Source organism: Staphylococcus sp. FSL K6-0223, assembly GCF_038008285.1.
In genome coordinates, this window is record NZ_JBBOYX010000001.1 from 804,903 (window position 1) to 830,008 (window position 25,106).

21 protein-coding genes, 2 tRNA genes and 3 rRNA genes are annotated in these 25,106 nt (G+C 34.7%); 18 read left to right on the forward strand and 8 right to left on the reverse strand.

Features of this window, described 5'->3' with window-relative positions; genetic code table 11:
* Positions 1-120: 120 nt before the first annotated feature.
* The 18 genes from MHI13_RS03935 to rrf all read left to right on the forward strand — a co-directional run bounded on the left by MHI13_RS03935 (position 121) and on the right by rrf (position 16,003).
* The gene (locus tag MHI13_RS03935) at positions 121-600 is read left to right on the forward strand and encodes a PH domain-containing protein (protein ID WP_017174793.1); all 480 of its coding nucleotides are present in this window, start codon (positions 121-123) and stop codon (positions 598-600) included.
* On the forward strand, positions 590-2,092 hold the full coding sequence (locus tag MHI13_RS03940) for a PH domain-containing protein (protein WP_048787779.1): 1,503 nt from the start codon (positions 590-592) through the stop codon (positions 2,090-2,092). The genes MHI13_RS03935 and MHI13_RS03940 overlap by 11 nt, the downstream gene beginning before the upstream one ends.
* A complete protein-coding gene (locus tag MHI13_RS03945; RefSeq protein ID WP_017174795.1) occupies positions 2,085-2,561 on the forward strand; it encodes a PH domain-containing protein in 477 nt (158 codons plus the stop codon). The genes MHI13_RS03940 and MHI13_RS03945 overlap by 8 nt, the downstream gene beginning before the upstream one ends.
* A 27-nt stretch (positions 2,562-2,588) precedes the next feature.
* A complete protein-coding gene (gene acpS / locus MHI13_RS03950; RefSeq protein ID WP_017174796.1) occupies positions 2,589-2,942 on the forward strand; it encodes a holo-ACP synthase in 354 nt (117 codons plus the stop codon).
* A 42-nt stretch (positions 2,943-2,984) separates the two neighbouring features.
* A complete protein-coding gene (gene alr / locus MHI13_RS03955; RefSeq protein WP_049379483.1) occupies positions 2,985-4,130 on the forward strand; it encodes an alanine racemase in 1,146 nt (381 codons plus the stop codon).
* Positions 4,131-4,215: 85 nt separating this feature from the next.
* Entirely contained in the window at positions 4,216-4,386 is a 171-nt protein-coding gene (mazE, locus tag MHI13_RS03960) for a type II toxin-antitoxin system antitoxin MazE (protein WP_002448681.1), read from the forward strand.
* Positions 4,383-4,745 carry a type II toxin-antitoxin system PemK/MazF family toxin gene (locus tag MHI13_RS03965; protein ID WP_017174798.1) on the forward strand — a complete coding sequence of 121 codons (363 nt, stop codon included), beginning with the start codon at positions 4,383-4,385 and terminating at the stop codon, positions 4,743-4,745. The genes mazE and MHI13_RS03965 overlap by 4 nt, the downstream gene beginning before the upstream one ends.
* Before the next feature lie 371 nt (positions 4,746-5,116).
* Complete coding sequence (locus MHI13_RS03970) at positions 5,117-6,118, forward strand: SpoIIE family protein phosphatase (RefSeq protein WP_017174799.1); 1,002 nt, start codon at positions 5,117-5,119, stop codon at positions 6,116-6,118.
* A gap of 85 nt (positions 6,119-6,203) precedes the next feature.
* Positions 6,204-6,530 carry an anti-sigma factor antagonist gene (locus tag MHI13_RS03975; RefSeq protein WP_002448686.1) on the forward strand — a complete coding sequence of 109 codons (327 nt, stop codon included), beginning with the start codon at positions 6,204-6,206 and terminating at the stop codon, positions 6,528-6,530.
* A gap of 28 nt (positions 6,531-6,558) precedes the next feature.
* Entirely contained in the window at positions 6,559-7,011 is a 453-nt protein-coding gene (rsbW, locus tag MHI13_RS03980; protein WP_049335593.1) for an anti-sigma B factor RsbW, read from the forward strand.
* Positions 6,986-7,756: an RNA polymerase sigma factor SigB gene (gene sigB / locus MHI13_RS03985; protein ID WP_017174800.1), complete on the forward strand. Its 771-nt coding sequence runs from the start codon at positions 6,986-6,988 to the stop codon at positions 7,754-7,756. The genes rsbW and sigB overlap by 26 nt, the downstream gene beginning before the upstream one ends.
* Before the next feature lie 125 nt (positions 7,757-7,881).
* A complete protein-coding gene (locus MHI13_RS03990) occupies positions 7,882-10,029 on the forward strand; it encodes a Tex family protein (protein WP_070548933.1) in 2,148 nt (715 codons plus the stop codon).
* Positions 10,022-10,474 (forward strand): SprT family protein, encoded by a 453-nt coding sequence (locus tag MHI13_RS03995; protein WP_017174802.1) that lies wholly within the window; start codon positions 10,022-10,024, stop codon positions 10,472-10,474. The genes MHI13_RS03990 and MHI13_RS03995 overlap by 8 nt, the downstream gene beginning before the upstream one ends.
* Positions 10,475-10,744: 270 nt before the next feature.
* Positions 10,745-10,830: transfer RNA gene (locus MHI13_RS04000), tRNA-Leu, on the forward strand.
* A gap of 24 nt (positions 10,831-10,854) precedes the next feature.
* Positions 10,855-10,928, forward strand: a tRNA-Gly gene (locus MHI13_RS04005).
* A 120-nt stretch (positions 10,929-11,048) separates the two neighbouring features.
* A 16S ribosomal RNA gene (locus tag MHI13_RS04010) occupies positions 11,049-12,599 on the forward strand.
* A 300-nt stretch (positions 12,600-12,899) separates the two neighbouring features.
* Positions 12,900-15,821, forward strand: a 23S ribosomal RNA gene (locus MHI13_RS04015).
* A gap of 67 nt (positions 15,822-15,888) precedes the next feature.
* A 5S ribosomal RNA gene (gene rrf / locus MHI13_RS04020) occupies positions 15,889-16,003 on the forward strand.
* Together the 16S, 23S and 5S rRNA genes with 2 tRNA genes alongside form the textbook arrangement of a ribosomal RNA operon.
* A gap of 177 nt (positions 16,004-16,180) precedes the next feature.
* On the opposite strand, the gene ilvA is transcribed toward rrf, so the two are convergent.
* From ilvA to ilvB, 8 genes are all read right to left on the reverse strand, one after another.
* On the reverse strand, positions 16,181-17,449 hold the full coding sequence (gene ilvA, locus MHI13_RS04025; RefSeq protein WP_019835771.1) for a threonine ammonia-lyase IlvA: 1,269 nt from the start codon (positions 17,447-17,449) through the stop codon (positions 16,181-16,183).
* 12 nt (positions 17,450-17,461) lie between these two features.
* Entirely contained in the window at positions 17,462-18,031 is a 570-nt protein-coding gene (leuD, locus tag MHI13_RS04030; protein WP_019835770.1) for a 3-isopropylmalate dehydratase small subunit, read from the reverse strand.
* A gap of 3 nt (positions 18,032-18,034) precedes the next feature.
* Entirely contained in the window at positions 18,035-19,405 is a 1,371-nt protein-coding gene (leuC, locus tag MHI13_RS04035) for a 3-isopropylmalate dehydratase large subunit (RefSeq protein WP_049379602.1), read from the reverse strand.
* Positions 19,406-19,422: 17 nt separating this feature from the next.
* Positions 19,423-20,466, reverse strand: a complete 1,044-nt coding sequence (gene leuB, locus MHI13_RS04040) for a 3-isopropylmalate dehydrogenase (protein ID WP_017175293.1) — start codon at positions 20,464-20,466, stop codon at positions 19,423-19,425.
* Positions 20,466-21,998: a 2-isopropylmalate synthase gene (locus MHI13_RS04045; RefSeq protein WP_049379603.1), complete on the reverse strand. Its 1,533-nt coding sequence runs from the start codon at positions 21,996-21,998 to the stop codon at positions 20,466-20,468. Before MHI13_RS04045 ends, leuB begins: the two co-directional genes overlap by 1 nt.
* Before the next feature lie 20 nt (positions 21,999-22,018).
* Positions 22,019-23,023 carry a ketol-acid reductoisomerase gene (gene ilvC, locus MHI13_RS04050; RefSeq protein ID WP_002455079.1) on the reverse strand — a complete coding sequence of 335 codons (1,005 nt, stop codon included), beginning with the start codon at positions 23,021-23,023 and terminating at the stop codon, positions 22,019-22,021.
* 125 nt (positions 23,024-23,148) lie between these two features.
* Entirely contained in the window at positions 23,149-23,388 is a 240-nt protein-coding gene (locus MHI13_RS04055) for an ACT domain-containing protein (protein WP_017175291.1), read from the reverse strand.
* Positions 23,385-25,103 (reverse strand): biosynthetic-type acetolactate synthase large subunit, encoded by a 1,719-nt coding sequence (ilvB, locus tag MHI13_RS04060; protein WP_070547913.1) that lies wholly within the window; start codon positions 25,101-25,103, stop codon positions 23,385-23,387. Before ilvB ends, MHI13_RS04055 begins: the two co-directional genes overlap by 4 nt.
* Positions 25,104-25,106 lie beyond the last annotated feature (3 nt).

A 25,106-nucleotide genomic window follows, 5' to 3' on the forward strand; every position in this document is an offset into this window, starting at 1 on the left:
GAGGATAATTGATCGTATTTAAATAGATAGTATTCAGTTTTGGTTTTTACATTAATATCTATCATATTATTTTTAAAAAATAGTATGATATAATATAAAAAAATTGTTAAGGAGTTTATTGTGCAATTACATCACTCTTTTCATAAAAGTCCTAAATCCGCATTTTTATATCATTGGTTAGTAAGTGGAGTCACGTTACTAATAGAGCTCATTATTTTGGGTGGTGGGTTGTGTTGTTGGAAAGCATTTCACTGGCCACATTTTATTTTTTATATTCTACTTGTGTTAACTATTTGTTCTCTTATTCGTTTTATTCTCCAACCTATCAATAGATACTCTTATAGATTTTATAATATAGAAAATAAGAACATAGAAATTTTAAATACTTTTATTTTTAAAAGGTACAAAACAACAAAAATTGAAAGGTTACAACTTTTAAAGGTTAAAACAAATCCGTTATTAAAACAGTTTAATCTTAAGAGAATCATTGTTGTAACTGCAGGTCATGAACTCACAACACCTGTTGTTTCTAATAAAGAAGCAGAACGATTAATATTACATATCTTATCACAAATGCGAGGTAGTAATGATGATATTTAAACCTCAAAAACTACATCCGATTTCTTATTTCACGGGTCTAATAAATGTTATAAAGCAAAACATTTTTGTCATTATCGTGTTTATTGGATTTAATATATGGAATTTTGATTTTACAAATATTAGACATTATATTGGACCAGGTATCTTTTTATTGATTATTCTTTTTTCTATGATTAATCAATTTCAAAAAGTACGTCTAACGCGTTATTGGATAGAAAATGATCAATTTATAGTCACATCTGGATGGTTAAATAAAAAACGCAAAGAATTAAATTTGAATCGAATTCAATCCTTAGATACCACACAAGGACTGATTAATCAATTAGTAGGTGGAGTACGACTACAAATTAAAACGCCGAGTGATGGTATTGAACTTGAAACGATTTCGAAACAACAAAGTGAATTGATTGAACGTACAATTAAAAAAAGACAACTTCAGTTAGATAGTCAAGAAATAGAGACTAATCATAAGCCCAATAATAGCGAACAAGAATTAATATCTGAAGATAATAGTAATAATAAAGTAATTTTTAAAATGTCTAATAAACTGTTGATTTTTATGTCATTGACCAGTGGCGTGATAGGTGTAGCATTCGCCACTATTTCCCCTATTATAGGTGCATTTGAAGATGTTATCCCATGGGAAAAATGGACGTCTCGTCTTTTTCAATGGATACAGTCAGTGACGTTTTTAGTGACTATTATTATATTGACTGTACTTATATTTTGTTATGTTATAGGTACTCTAATTGTTTTTCTCCGTTATTATAACTATACAATCACACAACGTGATAATGAGTTGAAAATTACTTATGGATTACTAAATGTAAAAAATGTCACAGTGCCTACTGAACGATTACAAGCAGTTGTAGAAAAACAGTCATTTATTAGAAAGTTATTTGGATATACCTCTATATACTTTATTATTACAAGTGATTTAGAAGTTAAATCTAATGAAGATGTAAGTGAAAATGGAAAAATTATGATTCTTCCATTTATTAATAAAAAAGAGGCATATTCTATTATTAGAAAATTAATTCCTGAAATGCAATTTAACTCTATTACTGAAAATGTACCAAAACGAGGATATCATCGACATTTTTTTATACCTAGTATCATATTAATTCTTGGTGCAACTATAGGTGCTTACTATTGGAGTATATGGAGTTATATGATAGCGATAATTATGATTATCTTTATGGCAATTCATGCGTATGTGTATATATCTGTTTCTGGATTATGCAATAGAAAAAATGAAATTGCACTTCGTCAAGTAAGTATCATGCATATTAATTCTTATTATTTTAAAAAGGATAAAATTATTGGTATGAATGTTAATCAAAATCCATTGTTAGAAAAGAGCCATTTAGCACATTTACATTTTATTATAGCTAAGGGTGCGGTAAATGAAGATATTAAGCTTAAATATGCTTCTGAAAAACAGGTTCAATTAAATATTGAGACCTATTTAGGAGGGTCTAAGATTGAATGAACATAGTTTTATGAACACGAGTGGTCTAAAGGTGATGAGAATCACATCATTGATAGGGCTTATAATTATTACTGTTTTTTTATTTCTACTCAATATGATAGATGTTTATTTTACTCATATATCAAAACTTTCAATTAATATCATTATTTCTATAGTCATTATATTGCTTTATATCATACTATTTATTATTGTTATTCCGCTTCTGAGATATCATTATTTCAGTTATTACTATGATGAAAACGAGATTCATATTAGAAAAGGTATCATAACTGTTGAAACAGATATGATACCGTTTTATAGAATACAAAATATAGAAGTCATAGAAGGATTCATAATGAGAAAATATAAATTAGCACATCTTCATTTATCTACTGCAGGTGGAGAATGCAATATAGAACTAATTGCAAAAAAAGAAGCGATTTATTTAAAACAAATGATTCAAAATAGAAAACACGAACTATATGAATGATAAAGGATAATTAAGTGAGGTGTGGATATGATACATGGTATTGGTATTGATTTAATTGAAATTGACCGAATAAAAGACGTGTATATTAAACAAAGTGATAAATTAATACATAGAATACTAACAGAGCAAGAACAGCAAAAATTTAACTCTTTTAAAAATGATAAAAGAAAATTAGAATTTTTAGCAGGACGATTTGCAACTAAAGAAGCATTTAGTAAAGCATTAGGAACAGGGTTAGGAAAAACGGTAGCATTTAATGATATTGATTGTTATAACGATGAAAAGGGGAAACCTTGCATCGAATATCCTGGTTTTATTGTTCATGTCTCGATTACGCATACACAACATTACGCAATGAGTGAAGTAATATTAGAAAAGTAAATCATATCAATTTTTTATAAGTTTAAATAAGGAGGACTTCATATGTCAGATGTTGCTTATAGACCGACATATTTAAATGTAGATCTTGATGCCATTCTATACAATTATAATATTTTTAAAACACTTCAAAGTGATAAGTTGGTGATTCCTGTAATTAAAGCGAATGGATATGGATTAGGAAGTGTAAAAATAGCAGAAATTTTAGAAAATAATGGGGCTCAATTTTTTGCAGTTGCTACTTTAGATGAAGCCATTGAATTACGCTTACATAATGTAAATGCTAAACTATTAGTTTTAGGTGCGATATCACCGAAAGATATAAATAAAGCGATTCAATATGACATTACCTTAACTGTGCCTTCACAGTTTTGGTTAGAACGAGCGATTCATTATATAGAAGATAACTCAGATCATGTATATCTTCACGTGAAATTAGATACAGGAATGGGAAGACTAGGGATTAAAACGCTTGAAGAGTATCAGTTAGTCATTAATCTTATTAAAGAACATCCAAATCTTATTTTTGACGGCGTTTTTACTCACTTTGCCAATGCAGATGAACCTGGTGATTCAATGAAACAGCAATATGCATTTTTTGAAGAGTTGGTAACAAAAGCAGAGCGACCAAAATATATACATGCTCAAAACTCAGCGGGCGCTTTATTAGCAAATTGTAAATTATGCAATGCGTTAAGACTTGGAATTTCACTATATGGTTATTATCCTTCTGAATATGTTAGAAATGAAGTTGATGTTCAATTAAAACCAAGTGCTAAATTAATAACTCAAGTTGTTCAAACTAAATATTTAAATCCTGGAGACTCTGTAAGTTATGGAAGTACATTCACTGCAACTGAAAAAATGAAAATAGCGGTTTTACCAATTGGATATGCAGATGGTTTCTTAAGATCTATGCAAGGATTTGCCGTAAATGTCAATCAACAGCAATGTGAAATCATTGGAAGAGTATGCATGGATCAAATGATTATTAGTGTACCGGATGATGTGAAAGAAGGAGATGAGGTTATTTTAATAGATAACAATTTAAATTCTTCACAAGCAGTAGAGGCATTAGCTGCAAAACAAAATACAATTAATTATGAAGTTTTATGTAATTTAGGACGCAGACTTCCAAGAATATATTATTTAAATAAAAAATTTGAAGTTACAAATGAATTATTAAATTAGTATAGTCACTTGTTACAAAATTTGTTATTATAAAACTAAATTAAAGTTTATAATGTCTTGTTTGTATCAATTGGAGGTTCATAGTATGTTAACTTTTAATCAGAATAGAAGCCATAGTCTTGAACAATCATTAAAAGAGGGCTATGTCCAAATGGCCGATTTAAACCTCTCCCTAGCAACTGAAGCATTTCCATTAGAATGTGAAGCTTGTGATTGTAACGAATCATATCTTACATCTAATTATAAAAGTGAATGATTAGAAGAGGCGATGTATATTTAGCTGATTTATCACCAGTTCAAGGGTCTGAACAAGGGGGAGTAAGACCTGTAGTTATCATTCAAAATGATACTGGTAATAAATATAGTCCTACAGTAATCGTTGCTGCGATTACTGGTAGGATTAATAAAGCGAAAATACCAACACATGTAGAAATAGAAAAGAAAAAATATCGTTTAGATAAAGATTCAGTCATTCTTTTAGAACAAATACGAACATTAGATAAAAAAAGATTGAAAGAGAAACTTACATATTTATCAGAAGATAAAATGAAAGAAGTTGACGATGCATTGGATATCAGTTTAGGTTTACACGATGTTCGTCCTCAAAAAAATTAGTATTTTATATGTATAATCCAAAAAATATGAAATAAACTTTTGAAATAAATCAATTGTACTTTTGAAAAGTTTTAATTAGACTAAATTCAGTTGAATTCAATGATACTATTGAGTAAGTTTATGACTATTTAGAGATATCGCAGTAGTTAACTGAATTGAAAATATTTAACTCAAGTTTTCAATTTCAATTAACCTTGCGGGGGTAAGACAGCATATTCACAAAATGAATACTGTCTTGCTCCCTTTTTAAGTAGAAGAGTTATTTTAGAATAATATACATTTGATATTAATGAATAAATTTAAAATGTTGTATTGTGTCAGACAATATTTAAACATATTTTAATCAGCTATGAAGTAAGGAGGCAAAATTCGTGGAAGAATTTAAAAAAAACTATAAGCAACTTATAGATGAGAGCTTGGTTACTAAAAATAAAGAACAATTTTTAAAGAAGTGCGATGAATTCACTGAAGAAGTAATCAAAAAGGATATTCTACCAGAAGATGTTGTTGATTTACATAAAACGTATATTGCTTCTTTAAATTTAAAAACATCTCAAATCTTAGATACATTAGACGTATTAGAAGAAGTAGTAAAAGGCTTTGGATATAGCTATAGAGATTATCAAAATTTAGTTGATAAAATGCAATTCCACGATAAAGAAATTGACTTAGCCTCTAGACTTCAACAAACGATGTTAAAAACAGACATTCCACAGTTTGATAGTATACAAATAGGTGTTATTTCAGTAGCTGCTCAAAAAGTAAGTGGAGACTATTTTAATTTAATTGATCATAGAGATGGTACGATGAGTTTTGCTGTAGCAGATGTTATAGGGAAAGGGATTCCAGCAGCATTAGCAATGAGTATGATTAAATTTGGAATGGATTCCTATGGTCATTCACAATTACCAAGTGATGGTTTAAAACGACTCAATCGTGTGGTAGAAAAAAATGTTAATCAAAATATGTTCGTCACGATGTTTTATGGACTATATGAAGAAATGAATCACTTATTATATTGTAGTTCAGCAGGTCATGAACCAGGATACATTTATAGAGCTGAAACTGAAACATTTGAAGAAATTGAAGTTCGAGGAAGAGTACTTGGTGTAAGTCAACATACGCGATATAGTCAACAAGAAATTCCAATATATTTAGATGATTTAATTATTATTTTTACTGATGGTGTAACAGAAGCTAGAAATAAAAAGGGGGAGTTTATTGCAAAAGATACTGTTCTTAATTTAATTAGAAAATATAAGCATATGCATCCCCAAGATATTGTTCAAATCTTATATGAAGCCATTTTAAAAATACAAAATACGCAAAAAAGAGATGACATGACAATTTTAGTAATAAAAAGAGTGAATTAATTATTTAATTTTTTGATTATATTATAATAATAATGGGTATAGTTGCTATAGTATACATATCGAAAAAGATTAGGAGTGTAAGTAAATGAATCTTAATATAGAAACGATAACCCATGATGATTATTATGAAGTTATTGTTGGTGGAGAGTTAGACGTATATACAGTACCCGAGTTAGAAGAAGTACTTGTGCCTATGCGCCAAGAAGGAAATCATGATATTCACGTGAACTTAGCAAATGTAAGTTATATGGATTCAACGGGTTTAGGCTTATTTGTAGGAACATTAAAGGCTCTAAATCAAAATGATAAAGAATTATATATTTTAGGTGTCACAGATAGAATTAGTAGATTATTTGATATTACTGGTTTAAAAGATTTAATGCACGTTAATGAAGGAACGGAGGTAGAGTAATTTGTCACTCAAAAATGATTATATTGAAATGAAGTTACCTGCCTCAGCAGAATATGTAAGTTTAATTCGCCTTACCTTATCAGGGGTATTTACAAGAGCAGGTGCTTCATACGATGATATTGAAGATTCAAAAATTGCAGTAAGTGAAGCGGTTACTAATGCTGTCAAACATGCGTATAAACATAGTGAACAAAATGGTATGATTAATATTTGTTTTGAATTATTTGATGACAAAATTAAGATTATTATTTCAGATCAAGGTGAAAGTTTTGACTACGAATCTACAAAATCAAAATTAGGGCCTTACCAAGAAAACGAAAATATCGATTTCTTACGTGAAGGTGGGCTAGGGCTATTTTTGATTGAATCATTAATGGATGAAGTAAAAGTTTCAAAAGAGTCTGGTGTAACAATTAGTATGATTAAGTATATAAAAAAAGAGCAGGTGCCAAATAATGACGAAAGAGTCGAAATCAGTTAATGAGATATCACCTGAACAAATTAACCAATGGATTAAAGAACACCAAGACAATATAAATCCTCATGCGCAAGATAAATTAGTTAAACATTATCGCAAACTAATTGAATCATTAGCATATAAGTATTCAAAAGGACAATCACATCATGAAGATTTAGTTCAAGTGGGTATGGTTGGTTTAATAGGTGCTATTAACAGATTTGATATATCTTTCGATCGCAAATTTGAAGCATTCTTAGTGCCAACTGTTATTGGTGAGATTAAAAGATATTTACGAGATAAGACATGGAGCGTTCATGTTCCTAGAAGAATTAAAGAAATTGGTCCAAGAATAAAAAAAGTGGGCGATGAACTTACGAATGAACTCGGACGTTCTCCTTCAATTTTAGAAATTGCGAACCGTTTAGAAGTAAATGAAGAAGAAGTATTAGAAGCCATGGAAATGGGTCAAAGCTATAACGCACTTAGCGTAGATCATTCAATTGAAGCAGATAAGGATGGATCTACAGTTACATTGTTAGATATTATGGGTCAACAAGATGATAATTACGACCTTACTGAAAAACGAATGATTCTTGAACGTATTTTACCAATCTTATCTGATAGAGAAAGAGAAATTATTCAATGTACTTTCATTGAAGGATTAAGTCAAAAGGAAACTGGTGAACGTATTGGACTTAGTCAAATGCATGTATCTAGATTACAACGAACTGCAATACGAAAATTACAACAAGCTGCTAAGCAATGAAATTGAGGAGCGACCAATGAGTTCATATTGAATTCTATGGCGCTCCTTTTATTGTTAAAAATGTAATGTGAAAATAAAGATATGTTAAAATTAAAGAGAATTTATATACAAAGAGTGGTTATAACATGGAAAAGACATTAATTAATGATATTGTAAAAAAATATCAATTTTTAGAAAAACAAGTCATAGCTGTATTAAATCTATTAGAGGAAAATAACACAGTACCTTTTATTGCCAGATATCGAAAAGAAGCAACTGGTGGTTTAGATGAGGTTCAAATTAAACAAATATCTGATGAATATCAATATGTAGCGCATCTTCAAAAACGTAAAGAAGAAGTTATACATAATATTGAACAACAAGGTTTACTTACTGATGAATTAAAGCAAGACATTCTTCAGCAAACAAAATTACAACGTGTAGAAGATTTATATCGTCCTTTTAAACAAAAAAAGAAAACTAGAGCAACTGAAGCAAAACGAAAAGGATTAGCACCATTAGCTCACTTTTTAATAGAAGGACAAAGTATGAATGTAAATGAAGAAGCTAGAAAATATTTAAGTGAAGAAGTTAAAACAGTTGATGAGGCAATTCAAGGTGCTCAAGATATTATTGCTGAACGTATTTCGGATAATCCTAAGTATCGACAACGTTTACTTAAAGACGTTTATTATCAAGGAAAGATTGTGACAACAAAGAAAAAACAAGCAAATGATGAAAAAGAGATATTTAGTATGTACTATGATTATTCTGAGCCTATAAAAAGAATAGTTAATCATCGAATTTTAGCAATGAATCGTGGAGAAAAAGAAAAAGTATTGTCAATTAAAATTGAATTTGATACTACTTCAATAGAAACATTTATACAATCGCAAGAAGTAAAAAAAGCTCATCAACTAGTTGAATATATTGAGTCTGCAATTAAAGACAGTTTAAAACGTTTAATCATGCCTTCAATTGAAAGAGAAATTCGAAATGATTTAACTGAAAAAGCAGAGCATCACGCTATAGAAGTGTTTAGTGAAAATTTAAAACATTTATTATTACAGCCTCCTATGAAAGGTAAACAAATTTTAGGTGTCGATCCAGCATTTAGAACTGGATGTAAATTAGCTGTTATTAATCCTTTTGGAACATTTATTGCTAAAAGTGTTATATATCCTCATCCTCCAAAATCTAAAATAGAATTGGCAGAAAAAGAATTAGTTAGAATGATAACTGAAAATAATGTTGAATTAATTGCAATTGGTAATGGTACAGCAAGTCGTGAAACGGAACAATTTGTAGCAAATGTAATAAAAAAATATCAACTAAATGCTCAATTTATTATCGTAAATGAAGCAGGAGCTTCTGTATATTCTGCCTCTGAAATAGCAAGAAATGAATTTCCAGAGTTTCAAGTTGAAGAACGAAGTGCAGTGTCTATTGGTAGACGTGTGCAAGATCCGCTTAGTGAATTAGTGAAAATTGATCCTAAATCTATTGGAGTAGGACAGTATCAACATGATGTAAACCAAAAAGAACTTGAACAAGCTCTCACATTTGTCGTAGAAACTGCAGTTAACCAAGTAGGTGTAGATGTAAATACCGCTTCAAAATCTTTACTTCAATATGTTTCGGGATTATCAAGTACCATTGCTCAAAATATAATTGATTATCGTGAAGAAAATGGATCTATAAAGCATCATTCCGAAATAAGCAAAGTAAAACGTTTGGGTAGTAAAACGTTTGAACAAAGTATCGGATTTTTAAGAATAGTTAATGGTAAAGAACCATTAGATAATACATCTATTCATCCAGAAAGTTATCAAGCGACATATCAGTTTTTAGAAAGTTTACAACTATCAATTGATGATTTAGGTTCAGATAAACTTAAACAAACACTTAGCGATATTAATATTGAAGAAAAATCAAACGAAATTGGAATAGGCAAACCAACACTAGAAGATATTATAAAATCTCTTAAAGCGCCAAATCGTGATCCTCGTGATAGCTATGAAACACCACAGTTAAAATCTGACATATTATCAATCGAAGACTTGTCTAAAGGTATGAAGTTAAGTGGAACGGTTAGAAATGTAGTAGATTTTGGAGCATTTGTAGATATAGGTGTTAAACAAGATGGTTTAGTTCACATTTCAAAATTATCAAAGAAATATGTTAAAAATCCTATGGATGTTATTAGTGTAGGAGATATAGTTGATGTTTGGATTTTAAATATTGATAAAAATAAAGAAAAAGTATCATTGACTATGATTAATCCTAATGAATAATAAAATGCTTCAAAAGTTAGTAGAAACAACTTCACTTGAGTATTTTAAACAACCTTTTAAACATAAAGCGTATTTTAATTCTCGATTACGAACAACAGGCGGACGATATGTATTATCTACACACCATATTGAGATTAATCCGAAGCAATTTTCTCGTTTTGGAAAAGAGGCTTTAATAAATATCATAAAGCATGAACTATGTCATTATCATTTACATTTATCCGGAAAAGGTTATCAACATAAGGATCATGACTTTAAAATGCTAAGCAATAAAGTTCAAGCACCAAGATTTTGTCAGCCGATTCAAAGCTATGAAGAAAGAGCAAATTATATATATCAATGTTGTAAATGTAAAACTACATATCTAAGAATTAGAAAAGTTAATACTGATAAAATGAGATGTGGTAAATGTGGAAGTAAATTGAAATTAAAGATGTATTTATAAATAAATTTAAATATGAACAATAAGACTTTACTAATATAACAATGTCCTTTAAAAACCTACAATGTTGTAGGTTTTTAAACTTTTTAATAAAAACTATTGACTTATGTTTAAAAAGTATGTATTATAGTTATCGTTGTATTAATGAATGACGTAAACATTAAAAAATAGTAAATTTGTTTAAAATAATATTAAAAAGTTATTGACTTTTTATTACAAATCATTTACAATAAATACTGTTCTCGATAATCAATAGATTATTGCGTTTTGCCAGCGGTCGTGGCGGAATGGCAGACGCGCTAGGTTGAGGGCCTAGTGGGAGAAATCCCGTGGAGGTTCAAGTCCTCTCGGCCGCACCAAATCAATTCCAATCATTATATATTGCGGGTGTAGTTTAATGGCAAAACCTCAGCCTTCCAAGCTGATGTTGTGGGTTCGATTCCCATCACCCGCTCCATTATAAATTTTAAATGAACATTGAAAACTGAATGACAATATGTCAACGTTAATTCCAATAAAGTAACTTAAATGTTACAAACACTATTTAGTATTATGAGCTAATCAAACATCATAAATTTTTATGGAGAGTTTGATCCTGGCTCAGGATGAACGCTGGCGGCGTGCCTAATACATGCAAGTCGAGCGAACAGACGAGGAGCTTGCTCCTTTGACGTTAGCGGCGGACGGGTGAGTAACACGTAGGTAACCTACCTATAAGACTGGGATAACTTCGGGAAACCGGAGCTAATACCGGATAATATTTCGAACCGCATGGTTCGATAGTGAAAGATGGCTTTGCTATCACTTATAGATGGACCTGCGCCGTATTAGCTAGTTGGTAAGGTAACGGCTTACCAAGGCAACGATACGTAGCCGACCTGAGAGGGTGATCGGCCACACTGGAACTGAGACACGGTCCAGACTCCTACGGGAGGCAGCAGTAGGGAATCTTCCGCAATGGGCGAAAGCCTGACGGAGCAACGCCGCGTGAGTGATGAAGGTCTTCGGATCGTAAAACTCTGTTATTAGGGAAGAACAAACGTGTAAGTAACTGTGCACGTCTTGACGGTACCTAATCAGAAAGCCACGGCTAACTACGTGCCAGCAGCCGCGGTAATACGTAGGTGGCAAGCGTTATCCGGAATTATTGGGCGTAAAGCGCGCGTAGGCGGTTTTTTAAGTCTGATGTGAAAGCCCACGGCTCAACCGTGGAGGGTCATTGGAAACTGGAAAACTTGAGTGCAGAAGAGGAAAGTGGAATTCCATGTGTAGCGGTGAAATGCGCAGAGATATGGAGGAACACCAGTGGCGAAGGCGACTTTCTGGTCTGTAACTGACGCTGATGTGCGAAAGCGTGGGGATCAAACAGGATTAGATACCCTGGTAGTCCACGCCGTAAACGATGAGTGCTAAGTGTTAGGGGGTTTCCGCCCCTTAGTGCTGCAGCTAACGCATTAAGCACTCCGCCTGGGGAGTACGACCGCAAGGTTGAAACTCAAAGGAATTGACGGGGACCCGCACAAGCGGTGGAGCATGTGGTTTAATTCGAAGCAACGCGAAGAACCTTACCAAATCTTGACATCCTTTGACCCTTCTAGAGATAGAAGTTTCCCCTTCGGGGGACAAAGTGACAGGTGGTGCATGGTTGTCGTCAGCTCGTGTCGTGAGATGTTGGGTTAAGTCCCGCAACGAGCGCAACCCTTAAGCTTAGTTGCCATCATTAAGTTGGGCACTCTAAGTTGACTGCCGGTGACAAACCGGAGGAAGGTGGGGATGACGTCAAATCATCATGCCCCTTATGATTTGGGCTACACACGTGCTACAATGGACAATACAAAGGGCAGCGAAACCGCGAGGTCAAGCAAATCCCATAAAGTTGTTCTCAGTTCGGATTGTAGTCTGCAACTCGACTACATGAAGCTGGAATCGCTAGTAATCGTAGATCAGCATGCTACGGTGAATACGTTCCCGGGTCTTGTACACACCGCCCGTCACACCACGAGAGTTTGTAACACCCGAAGCCGGTGGAGTAACCATTTGGAGCTAGCCGTCGAAGGTGGGACAAATGATTGGGGTGAAGTCGTAACAAGGTAGCCGTATCGGAAGGTGCGGCTGGATCACCTCCTTTCTAAGGATATATTCGGAACATCTCGTAGAGATGATACGGAATAACGTGACATATTGTATTCAGTTTTGAATGTTTATTTTTAAACATTCATGATTAATTGAATATTGCATTGACTATTATATTTTGTTATAATACTTAATTGTGATTATTAATTAATGACATTGTACATTGAAAACTAGATAAGTAAGTAAATAGATTTTACCAAGCAAAACCGAGTGAATAGAGTTTTAAATAAGCTTGAATTCATAAAAAATAATCGCTAGTGTTCGAAAGAACACTCACAGATTAATAACTATATTAGATTAAGTTATTAAGGGCGCACGGTGGATGCCTTGGCACTAGAAGCCGATGAAGGACGTTACTAACGACGATATGCTTTGGGTAGCTGTAAGTAAGCGTTGATCCAGAGATTTCCGAATGGGGGAACCCAGCACAAGTTATGTTGTGTTATCGACAAGTGAATTCATAGCTTGTCAGAAGGCAGACCCGGAGAACTGAAACATCTTAGTACCCGGAGGAAGAGAAAGAAAATTCGATTCCCTGAGTAGCGGCGAGCGAAACGGGAAGAGCCCAAACCAATAAGCTTGCTTATTGGGGTTGTAGGACACTCTATACGGAGTTACAAAGGAATATATTAAACGAATCATCTGGAAAGTTGAATCAAAGAAGGTAATAATCCTGTAGTTGAAAATATATTCTCTCTTGAGTGGATCCTGAGTACGACGGAGCACGTGAAATTCCGTCGGAATCTGGGAGGACCATCTCCTAAGGCTAAATACTCTCTAGTGACCGATAGTGAACCAGTACCGTGAGGGAAAGGTGAAAAGTACCCCGGAAGGGGAGTGAAAGAGAACTTGAAACCGTGTGCTTACAAGTAGTCAGAGCCCGTTAATGGGTGATGGCGTGCCTTTTGTAGAATGAACCGGCGAGTTACGATCTGATGCAAGGTTAAGCAGAAAATGTGGAGCCGTAGCGAAAGCGAGTCTGAATAGGGCGTATAGTATTTGGTCGTAGACCCGAAACCAGGTGATCTACCCATGGTCAGGTTGAAGTTCAGGTAACACTGAATGGAGGACCGAACCGACTTACGTTGAAAAGTGAGCGGATGAACTGTGGGTAGCGGAGAAATTCCAATCGAACTTGGAGATAGCTGGTTCTCTCCGAAATAGCTTTAGGGCTAGCCTCAAGTGATGATTATTGGAGGTAGAGCACTGTTTGGACGAGGGGCCCCTCTCGGGTTACCGAATTCAGACAAACTCCGAATGCCAATTAATTTAACTTGGGAGTCAGAACATGGGTGATAAGGTCCGTGTTCGAAAGGGAAACAGCCCAGACCACCAGCTAAGGTCCCAAAATATATGTTAAGTGGAAAAGGATGTGGCGTTGCCCAGACAACTAGGATGTTGGCTTAGAAGCAGCCATCATTTAAAGAGTGCGTAATAGCTCACTAGTCGAGTGACACTGCGCCGAAAATGTACCGGGGCTAAACATATTACCGAAGCTGTGGATTGTCCTTTGGACAATGGTAGGAGAGCGTTCTAAGGGCGTTGAAGCATGATCGCAAGGACATGTGGAGCGCTTAGAAGTGAGAATGCCGGTGTGAGTAGCGAAAGACGGGTGAGAATCCCGTCCACCGATTGACTAAGGTTTCCAGAGGAAGGCTCGTCCGCTCTGGGTTAGTCGGGTCCTAAGCTGAGGCCGACAGGCGTAGGCGATGGATAACAGGTTGATATTCCTGTACCACCTATAATCGTTTTAATCGATGGGGGGACGCAGTAGGATAGGCGAAGCGTACGATTGGATTGTACGTCTAAGCAGTGAGATTGAGTGTTAGGCAAATCCGGCACTCTTAAGATTGAGCTGTGATGGGGAGAGGAAATTGTTTCCTCGAGTCGTTGATTTCACACTGCCGAGAAAAGCCTCTAGATAGAGATTAGGTGCCCGTACCGCAAACCGACACAGGTAGTCAAGATGAGAATTCTAAGGTGAGCGAGCGAACTCTCGTTAAGGAACTCGGCAAAATGACCCCGTAACTTCGGGAGAAGGGGTGCTCTTTAGGGTGCAAGCCCAGAAGAGCCGCAGTGAATAGGCCCAAGCGACTGTTTATCAAAAACACAGGTCTCTGCTAAACCGTAAGGTGATGTATAGGGGCTGACGCCTGCCCGGTGCTGGAAGGTTAAGAGGAGTGGTTAGCTTCTGCGAAGCTACGAATCGAAGCCCCAGTAAACGGCGGCCGTAACTATAACGGTCCTAAGGTAGCGAAATTCCTTGTCGGGTAAGTTCCGACCCGCACGAAAGGCGTAACGATTTGGGCACTGTCTCAACGAGAGACTCGGTGAAATCATAGTACCTGTGAAGATGCAGGTTACCCGCGACAGGACGGAAAGACCCCGTGGAGCTTTACTGTAGCCTGATATTGAAATTCGGCACAGCTTGTACAGGATAGGTAGGAGCCTTTGAAACGTGAGCGCTAGCTTACGTGGAGGCGTTGGTGGGATACTACCCTAGCTGTGTTGGCTTTCTAACCCGCACCACTTATCGTGGTGGGAGACAGTGTCAGGCGGGCAGTTTGACTGGGGCGGTCGCCTCCTAAAAGGTAACGGAGGCGCTCAAAGGTTCCCTCAGAATGGTTGGAAATCATTCATAGAGTGTAAAGGCATAAGGGAGCTTGACTGCGAGACCTACAAGTCGAGCAGGGTCGAAAGACGGACTTAGTGATCCGGTGGTTCCGCATGGAAGGGCCATCGCTCAACGGATAAAAGCTACCCCGGGGATAACAGGCTTATCTCCCCCAAGAGTTCACATCGACGGGGAGGTTTGGCACCTCGATGTCGGCTCATCGCATCCTGGGGCTGTAGTCGGTCCCAAGGGTTGGGCTGTTCGCCCATTAAAGCGGTACGCGAGCTGGGTTCAGAACGTCGTGAGACAGTTCGGTCCCTATCCGTCGTGGGCGTAGGAAATTTGAGAGGAGCTGTCCTTAGTACGAGAGGACCGGGATGGACATACCTCTGGTGTACCAGTTGTCGTGCCAACGGCATAGCTGGGTAGCTATGTATGGACGGGATAAGTGCTGAAAGCATCTAAGCATGAAGCCCCCCTCAAGATGAGATTTCCCAACTTCGGTTATAAGATCCCTCAGAGATGATGAGGTTAATAGGTTCGAGGTGGAAGCGTGGTGACACGTGGAGCTGACGAATACTAATCGATCGAAGACTTAATCAATTTTTTCAAGTTTTGCGACGCAAATCTTTACTTACTATCTAGTTTTGAATGTATAATCATTCATTTGTCTGGTGACAATGGCAAGGAGGTCACACCTGTTCCCATGCCGAACACAGAAGTTAAGCTCCTTAGCGCCGATGGTAGTTGGACTGACGTTCCGCTAGAGTAGGACGTTGCCAGGCAAATCATTGTATGGATGCGATGAGCTGATATTGAGACCGTGAGGTCTCTTTTTTTATGTCGAAATTTAGATAAATCTTTTGAAACTAATGAATTGAGGAGTAAATGTATTAAACTAAAAAATGATAAAAATAATAAAACTTCTTCAATAATATACTGAAGAAGTTTTTAATATTATTTCAAATTAATAATGAATACAACATTTTATTTTCATTAATATAAATATTTGATGGATCAAATTCATCGACATTATGTTTTAATTGTTCTAAATCTTGATGATTATTTAACTGAATGCCAATAATAACAGTACCCGTATTTTGAGAAGCTTTTTTTAGATATTCAAATTTAGTAATATCATCTTGAGGACCTAAAACATCATTAACAAATTCTTTTAAAGCTCCTGGACGTTGAGGGAAATTTAAAATGAAATAATGTTTCATTTCTTCATATAAAAGTGAACGTTCTTCAATTTCTTTCATACGATTAATATCATTATTTCCACCACTGACTACGCATACTACAGTTTTTCCTATAATATTGTCTTTATAAAATTCAAGAGCTGATACACTTAATGCACCTGCTGGTTCTGCTACTATTGCTTGTTTAGAGTACATATCTAAAATTGTAGAACATACTGCGCCTTCATCAATTTGTAAGTAGTCGTTGACGTATTGTTTGACAATATTAAAGGTAATATCACCAACACGTGCTACTGAAGCGCCATCAACAAATTTATCTATATGTTCTAAAGTTACAACTTTATTTTGAACTACTACTGATTCATACATACTACTTGCTCCGGCAGGTTCGACGCCAATGATTTGTGTATGTGGACTATGTTCATGCATATATGTACTTACACCGGATATTAGACCTCCGCCTCCAATAGCTGCAAAGAGATAATCAAATTGAATCTTTTCTTTTTTTGCTTCTAATAAAATTTCTTTTGCTAATGTCCCTTGACCAGCGATAGTATAAACATTGTTGAATGGATCAATAAATGTCATATGATGCTCATCTGTATAAACTAAAGCTTCTTTTAAACAATCATCAAATGTATCGCCAGTTAGAACGATTTCTACATTTTCTGCACCGAAGAATTTAACTTGATTTACTTTTTGAAGAGGGGTTGTCACTGGCATAAAGATAACAGCTTTTAAATTTAATGCTTTAGCAGTATAAGCTACTCCTTGGGCATGATTACCAGCACTTGCGCAAGTAATACCTTTTGATTTAGCTTGTGTGTCTAATACTGAAATAGCGTTATAAGCACCACGCAATTTAAATGAGCGTACCCATTGCAAGTCTTCTCTTTTTAAATAAACATTACAATTATATTTTTGTGAAAGATAATGATCATATTGTAATGGTGTTTCTTTCACAACATCTTTTATACGTAAATAAGCTTCGTCTACATCAGTAGCTGTTACCGTTGTCTTTAAAACCATTTGTTATCATCCTTACATTGTTTTCTCATATTTCTCTATTAATTCTTCATATTTTAATGTAATAGCAATATCATCTAATCCATTTATAAGTTTATCTTTCCAAGTTTCATCTATATCAAAGTGGAAAGATTGATTATTTGCTGACACAGTTTGATTTGGTAAATCAACCGTTATATTATTTTGATCGGCTAGATATTTTCTAGATTGTTCATTTAAAACAATAGGTAACATTCCATTTTTTGTACAATTCATATAGAAGATATCGCTAAAACCACCAGCAATAATAATATTAAAGCCAAAATCTTTTAAAGCCCAAGCAGCATGTTCACGACTTGAACCACAACCAAAGTTGTCTCCAGTAATAAGAATTGAAGCACCTTTATATTTTGGTTTGTTTAGATTAAAATCCGGATTATCTGATCCATCAGGTAAATAACGCCATTCATCAAAAGCAAAGGGTCCAAAACCAGTTTTAGTAATTCGTTTAAGATGAACTTTTGGAATAATTTGATCTGTATCAATATTGTCGTTAAACAAAGGGACTACTTTACCTGTGTATTGGGTGATAGGTTGAATATCCATTACTTATACAACCACCTTTCTTACGTCAACGAATTTACCATTTATTGCTGCGGCTGCAGCCATAGCCGGAGAAACAAGATGTGTACGTGCACCTTTACCTTGTCGACCCTCAAAATTTCGATTACTTGTTGAGGCACAATGGACACCTTCTGGTACTTGGTCAGGATTCATTCCTAAGCACATGGAACATCCAGGTTCTCTCCATTCAAAGCCTGCTTCTTTAAATACTTTGTCTAACCCTAGAGATTCTGCTTCTTTTTTTACTGTACGTGAGCCAGGAACAACAATAGCAGTAATTTTAGGATGTACTTTTTTTCCTTTTACGATATGGCTTGCTTCTATCAAATCTGATAGGCGAGCATTAGTACATGAACCTAAAAAGACATAACCTAAATCGATATCTTCTGCTTTTTGACCAGGTTTTAGTCCCATATAGTTGTATGCACGTTCATCATTAATATTTTGAATTTCTGGGAATGGAGAACTAAAATTCACACCCATCTCTGGATTTGTGCCCCATGTCACTTGAGGTTCTAAATTGGTTACATCAAGTGTAATCACTTTGTCAAAATGAGCATCTTCATCTGAATATAGTTTCTGCCATTCTCCAATAGATTGATTAAAGTTCTGTGCATATGGTCGACCTTTGATGTATTCAAATGTAGTTTCATCCGGTTGAATAATACCGTATTTAGCTCCACCTTCAATTGCCATGTTACAAATTGTCATTCGACCCTCCATGGATAGTGATTGAATGGTTTCTCCAGTAAACTCAAGTGCATAGCCTGTTCCGAAATCTACACCATGTTGATTGATTAAATGTAAAATAATATCTTTAGCATACACACCTGGTTGTAATTTACCTGAAACTTCAATTTTAAGATTTTTAGGTTTTGTTTGCCATAATGTTTGAGTTGCAAAAACATGTTCTACTTCACTTGTTCCAATGCCAAAAGCAATAGCACCAAATGCCCCGTGAGTTGCTGTATGTGAATCACCACATACGATTGTCTTACCTGGTTGTGTTAATCCAGTTTCAGGACCTACCATATGAACGATACCTTGCTCATCTGAACCCATATCAAAAATATGTACACCAAAATCTTTGGCGTTTTTCTGTAAAGTCGTAATCTGTTTATTAGCAATTTCATCTCTAATATTAAATATATCGATTGTAGGAACATTATGATCAAGAGTTGCAAAGGTTAAATCTGGACGTCTAAGTTGTCTTTTTTGAAGTCTTAATCCTTCAAAAGCTTGAGGAGAGGTCACTTCATGTATAAGATGTAAATCTATGTATAAGAGTTGAGGTTCGCCTTCGTTACCAGTTAAGACATGTTTATTCCAAACTTTATCAAATAATGTTTGAGCCATTATTTATGTACCTCCCTTTATTGATAACTTTTTTTTAGTAACTCAAAGATGTCTGAAGTTTTATAGTGTCCTCCAAGATCTTTTGTTGTTTTACCAATTTTAATTAAATGATATACAGCATGTTCTAATTCTTCTGCTGCGACACTTTGATTTAAACTTTCTCTTAAACACATTGCTAGTGACAATACCATTCCAAATGGATTAGCAAGATTTTGATGAGCAATGTCAGGCGCTGAACCATGAATAGGTTCATAAAGTCTAGTACCGTGTTCACTAAAACTTGCCGAAGGTGATAAACCGAGTGAACCAGGTATTACTGAAGCTTCATCACTTAAAATATCACCAAAGAGATTTTCAGTAACAATGACGTCGAATTGTGAAGGATGAGTAATTAAATGCATACTACACGCATCAACGAGTAAATGATTTAATTCGATGTCCGGATAAGACTTGCTTACTTCAGTAACAGTTTTTCTCCAAAGTTTACTTGAAGCAAGGACATTCTCTTTATCTACAGAAGTTACTTTTTTACTACGAGTACGTGCTAATTCAAATGCAACTTTAGCAATACGTTCTATTTCAGCTTTAGTATAAGTGAGAGAATCTAATGCTTCAGAATGATTCATATGTCTAGGTTCACCAAAATAAATGCCACTCGTTAATTCACGAACTATAACTAAGTCTGTATGTTTAACACGCTCTTCTTTTAAAGGTGAAAATTGACTGGTACCTTCAGTCACTTTAGTAGGACGAATATTAGCAAATAAGCCTAACTTTTTACGTAACGCTAATAATCCTTGTTCTGGACGATTATTAGGATCTGTCCATTTTGGTCCTCCAACTGCTCCTAATAAAATCGCATCTGCTTCTTGACAGGCAGAGAGTGTTTCATTAGGAAGGGGAGTGCCATGTGTATCAATGGCGGCTCCTCCAAAATCATAACTTTTTAAATTATAGGTGAAATTGTATTTCTTACTTATTATTTCTAATAACTCTAAACTTCCATTTAAAATTTCAGGTCCGATGCCATCTCCGGGTAAAGCAACAATTTTATATGTCATTATTTATTACCTACTTTCTCTAAATCTTGGGCAATATATTTAGCATGAGCTTCTACATATGCTTTACAAGAAGCTTGAAGTATATCATGATCGATACCTATACCATTAACATGTTGATTTTCAATAACAAGCTCAACATGAACCTCAGCTTGTGCATCTGTACCTTCAGTAACTGAATCAATTCTATAATCGATGAGTTCACTATCCTTTTTAAAAATACGATCAACAGCATTGTAAATTGCAACAATTGATCCTGTACCAATGCTTGAATCTTGATAAATATGACCTTTTTTATCTTTAATGACAACAACAGCGCTTTGTAGACCATTTGAAACATATTGTAATTGCAAAGTTTCTACTTGATAAATTGCATTTTGTTCATGTTCAGAACCTTGAATAATCGCATGAATATCTCGGTCAGATACTGATTTTTTCTTATCTGCTACTGCTTTAAATTGTTTGAATAACTCGATTTGTTGTTTAGGTTCAATGTCATAACCTAACGTTTTAAGTTTTTCAGCAAAAGCATGTTTACCAGAAAGTTTGCCTAAAGGTAATTCGTTTTTGCTTATTCCAACAAGTTGAGGCGTCATGATTTCGTACGTTTCAGGATTTTTAAGAACACCATCTTGATGAATACCTGATTCATGACTGAAAGCATTTTGACCAACAATGGCTTTATTTCTTGGAACTCGAATGCCTGCATATCTAGAAATTAAATCTGAAGTCAATTTAGTTTGCTCTAATTTTAATTTTGTTTCAATACCATAATGAGCTTTGCGAACGTATAGTGCTAATGCAATTTCTTCTAATGCAGTATTACCTGCACGTTCACCAATACCATTTACAGTACCTTCAATGCGTTTCGCGCCATTTTCAATTGCAGCTAAGCTATTTGCTACTGCCATACCCAAATCATCATGACAATGTGCACTATAAATAATTTCTTTTTCTGATTTAACATTTGTAATAAGAGATTTAAAAATAGCACCATATTCACTTGGATAGCTATATCCAACAGTATCTGGAATATTGATTATTGTAGCTCCAGCATCAACAGCTGTTTGAACAGATTTTATAAGGAATGCTTGATCTGTTCTTGATGCATCTTCTGGTGAGAATTGTACTACATCGAATAATGATTTAGCATAACTGACATGTTCCTTAATTGATTCTAAGACTTCTTCTTGAGTCATTTTTAGCTTATGCTCTAAATGAATAGGGGAAGTAGCAATAAATACATGAACACGTGGTTTAGCAGCACATTTTGTTGCTTCATATACAGCATCAATATCAGATTTTTTACATCTTGCTAATCCACACACTGCAGTGGTAGTTAATGCTTTAGAGATTGCTTCTACAGATTTAAAACTTCCAGTACTTGAAGCGGGAAAGCCTGCTTCAATAACATCGACTCCCCATTTTTCAAGTTGCTTAGCAATACTTAAACGTTCATCAAATGAAAAATTCACACCAGGTGTTTGCTCTCCATCTCTTAACGTTGTATCAAATATTTGAATATGGCTTTCCATTTTTAACATCTCCTTACATTTTATTTTTGAATGCTTTTAGATTTAATGAATGGCATCATTTTTCTTAGTTCACGACCCACTGCTTCAATTTCATGACCATGTTGTTGTTCACGTAATTCATAAAATTCTTTAAATCCATTTTCGTTATCTTTAACAAAGCGATTAGCGAAATTACCATTTTGAATATCTTTAAGTACTTCTTTCATATTATCTTTAACATCTGGAGTAATGACACGTGGACCAGATACGTAGTCACCAAATTCAGCAGTATTTGAAATTGAATAACGTACATTTTCCATACCGCCTTCATACATTAAATCAACGATAAGTTTCATTTCATGTAGTACTTCAAAATATGCTAATTCTTTTTGATATCCAGCTTCCACTAATGTCTCGAAACCACTTTGAATCAGTTTATGAATTCCCCCACAAAGTACAGCTTGTTCACCGAATAAGTCAGTTTCAGTTTCTTCTTTAAATGTTGTTTCAATAACACCAGCACGTGTAGCACCAATACCTTTTGCATAACTTAAAGCAATATCACGTGCATGACCTGTAGCATCTTGTTGAACACCAAATAATGCTGGCACAGCTGAACCTTCAACAAATGTACGTCTTACTAGATGACCAGGGCCTTTAGGTGCTACTAAGAAGACATCTACATCTTTAGGTGGTTCGATGACGTTAAAATGAATATTAAATCCATGTGCAAAAGCTAATGCATTACCAGCTTCTAAATTTGGAGCAATTTCATTTTTATATACATTACCTTGAATTTCATCAGGAAGTAATACCATAATAACGTCTGCTTGTTTAACTGCTTCAGCCACTGGATAAACATCTAATCCATCTTCTTTAGCTTTATTAAATGAATTACCTGGACGAATACCAACTCTTACGTCGTAACCGTTATCTTTAAGGTTTTGAGCATGTGCATGGCCTTGAGAACCGTAACCGATAATAGCGATTTTTTTACCTTGTAGTGCATCTTTTTCTACTGATTGATCATAATAAACTTTTGTCATAATACTTTCCTCCATTAGTTAAAAAATTTCAAAAATTGCGAATATTAAAAAGGTAATAATTAACTTTATGATGTTAGACATTAAATATGATAATTGATGTAAAATGCTAGCGCATCATCTAAGAATTAATCATTCACATCTTCAACATTAATAACACTGACTTGTTTTTTTAATTTAGTAATTAAAATTCGATATACATCTTCATCCTCAATATGAACTTTGATTGTCATATCAGATATGCCATCTTCACTAGCAGGTTTTACATATAATTCATTGATATTGTACTGTAATCTTACAAAAGCACTTGTGATTCGATTTAACGTACTGACTTGGTCAGCTACTTTTAATTTTAAAGTTCGGTTCATTCTAGGCCCTCCATTTCATGATTAGCTTTACCACTAGGAATCATAGGGTTTACAGGTTCCGCTGGAGAAATTCTTACTTCAATTAAAGCAGGACCTTCATAATTAAAAGCTTCATCTAATTGCGCTTTTAATTTATTAGGGTGATCGATTAAGAAGCTTTTAACACCGTAAGCTTCAGCCATTTTAATAAAATCTGGTTGATCATTGAAAACAGAATGTGAAAAACGTTGATTAAAGAATTTATCTTGCCATTGTTTTACCATTCCTAATGTACCGTTGTTAATTAAAACAATTTTTACATTTAGATGATATTCAGGTAATAACGCCATTTCTTGATTGGTCATTTGGAATCCACCATCACCTACAAAACAAATAACTGTTTTATCTGGAGCTGCGAGTTGTGCACCAATTGCTGAAGGAATACCGAATCCCATTGTTCCTAATCCACCACTTGTAACCCATTGACTATGATGTTTAAACGGATAAAATTGTGCTGACCACATTTGATGCTGACCTACATCTGTAGTGATGATGGCTTCACCATTTGTGATTTTACCAATATATTCAATCGCTTCTTGTGGACGACAAAATGTATCATTAGCTTCTTTGTACTTAAATGGATGTTTTGATTTATTATCTAAACAATGATCTACCCATTCTTTGTATGTAGCATGACTTTGATGTTCAGTAACTAATGCTTCTAATACTTTTTTACAATCTGCAACAATTCCGAGTGTTGTAGGAATCACTTTATTAATTTCTGATTCATCAATATCAATGTGTACCACTTTAGCATTTGGTGCGAATTCCTTAGGATTACTAGCCAAACGATCATCAAATCGACTACCTAAATTAATGAGTAAGTCACATTCAGTGAGTGCCATGTTACTTGCATAAGAGCCATGCATACCGCCCATACCAAGGAAAAAGGGATTTTCATATGGAATAGCACCTAGACCTAATAAAGTTGTAACAACAGGAATTTGATGGTGAGTAACAAATTCGGTTAATAAAGCATTTGATTTTGAGTGATTGATACCTGCTCCAGCTAAAACAACAGGTTGTTTTGCATGATTTAAATATTGAGAAAGTTGTTGAATATCTTCTTTATTTGGATTTTCAGTTACTTGATATGAAGGTAAATGAACTTTTTCTTCAAGTGGAGCAGAAGAAGTTAAAACACCCATATCTTTTGGGAAATCAATAACTACAGGTCCTTTACGTCCAGTATTTGCTAAATAGAATGCCTCGTGAACAATTCTAGGGATATCATTTACATGTTTAACTTGGTAATTAGCTTTTGTAATTGGTGTCGTCATTGATAATAAATCAGCTTCTTGGAATGCATCTTTACCAATACCAGGGGTTGCCACTTGTCCGGTAAATACGACTAAGGGTAGAGAATCACAATAAGCATCAGTAATACCAGTGATAGCATTTGTAGCTCCAGGACCACTTGTTACGACGACGACACCAGGTTTGCCTGAAACACGTGCGTATCCTTCAGCGGCATGGGTAGCACCTTGTTCATGACGTGCAAGAATATGTTTAATTTTTTCATCATAAAATGTATCGTATAATGGTAAAACTGCGCCACCTGGATATCCAAAAATGAAATCAACATCTTCATGTACAAGTGCTTCTACTAATAAGTCAGAACCACTTCGAGTTGTAAGTGTTTCAGTTTGTTTATTACTTTCCTTTGTTTTTGACATATT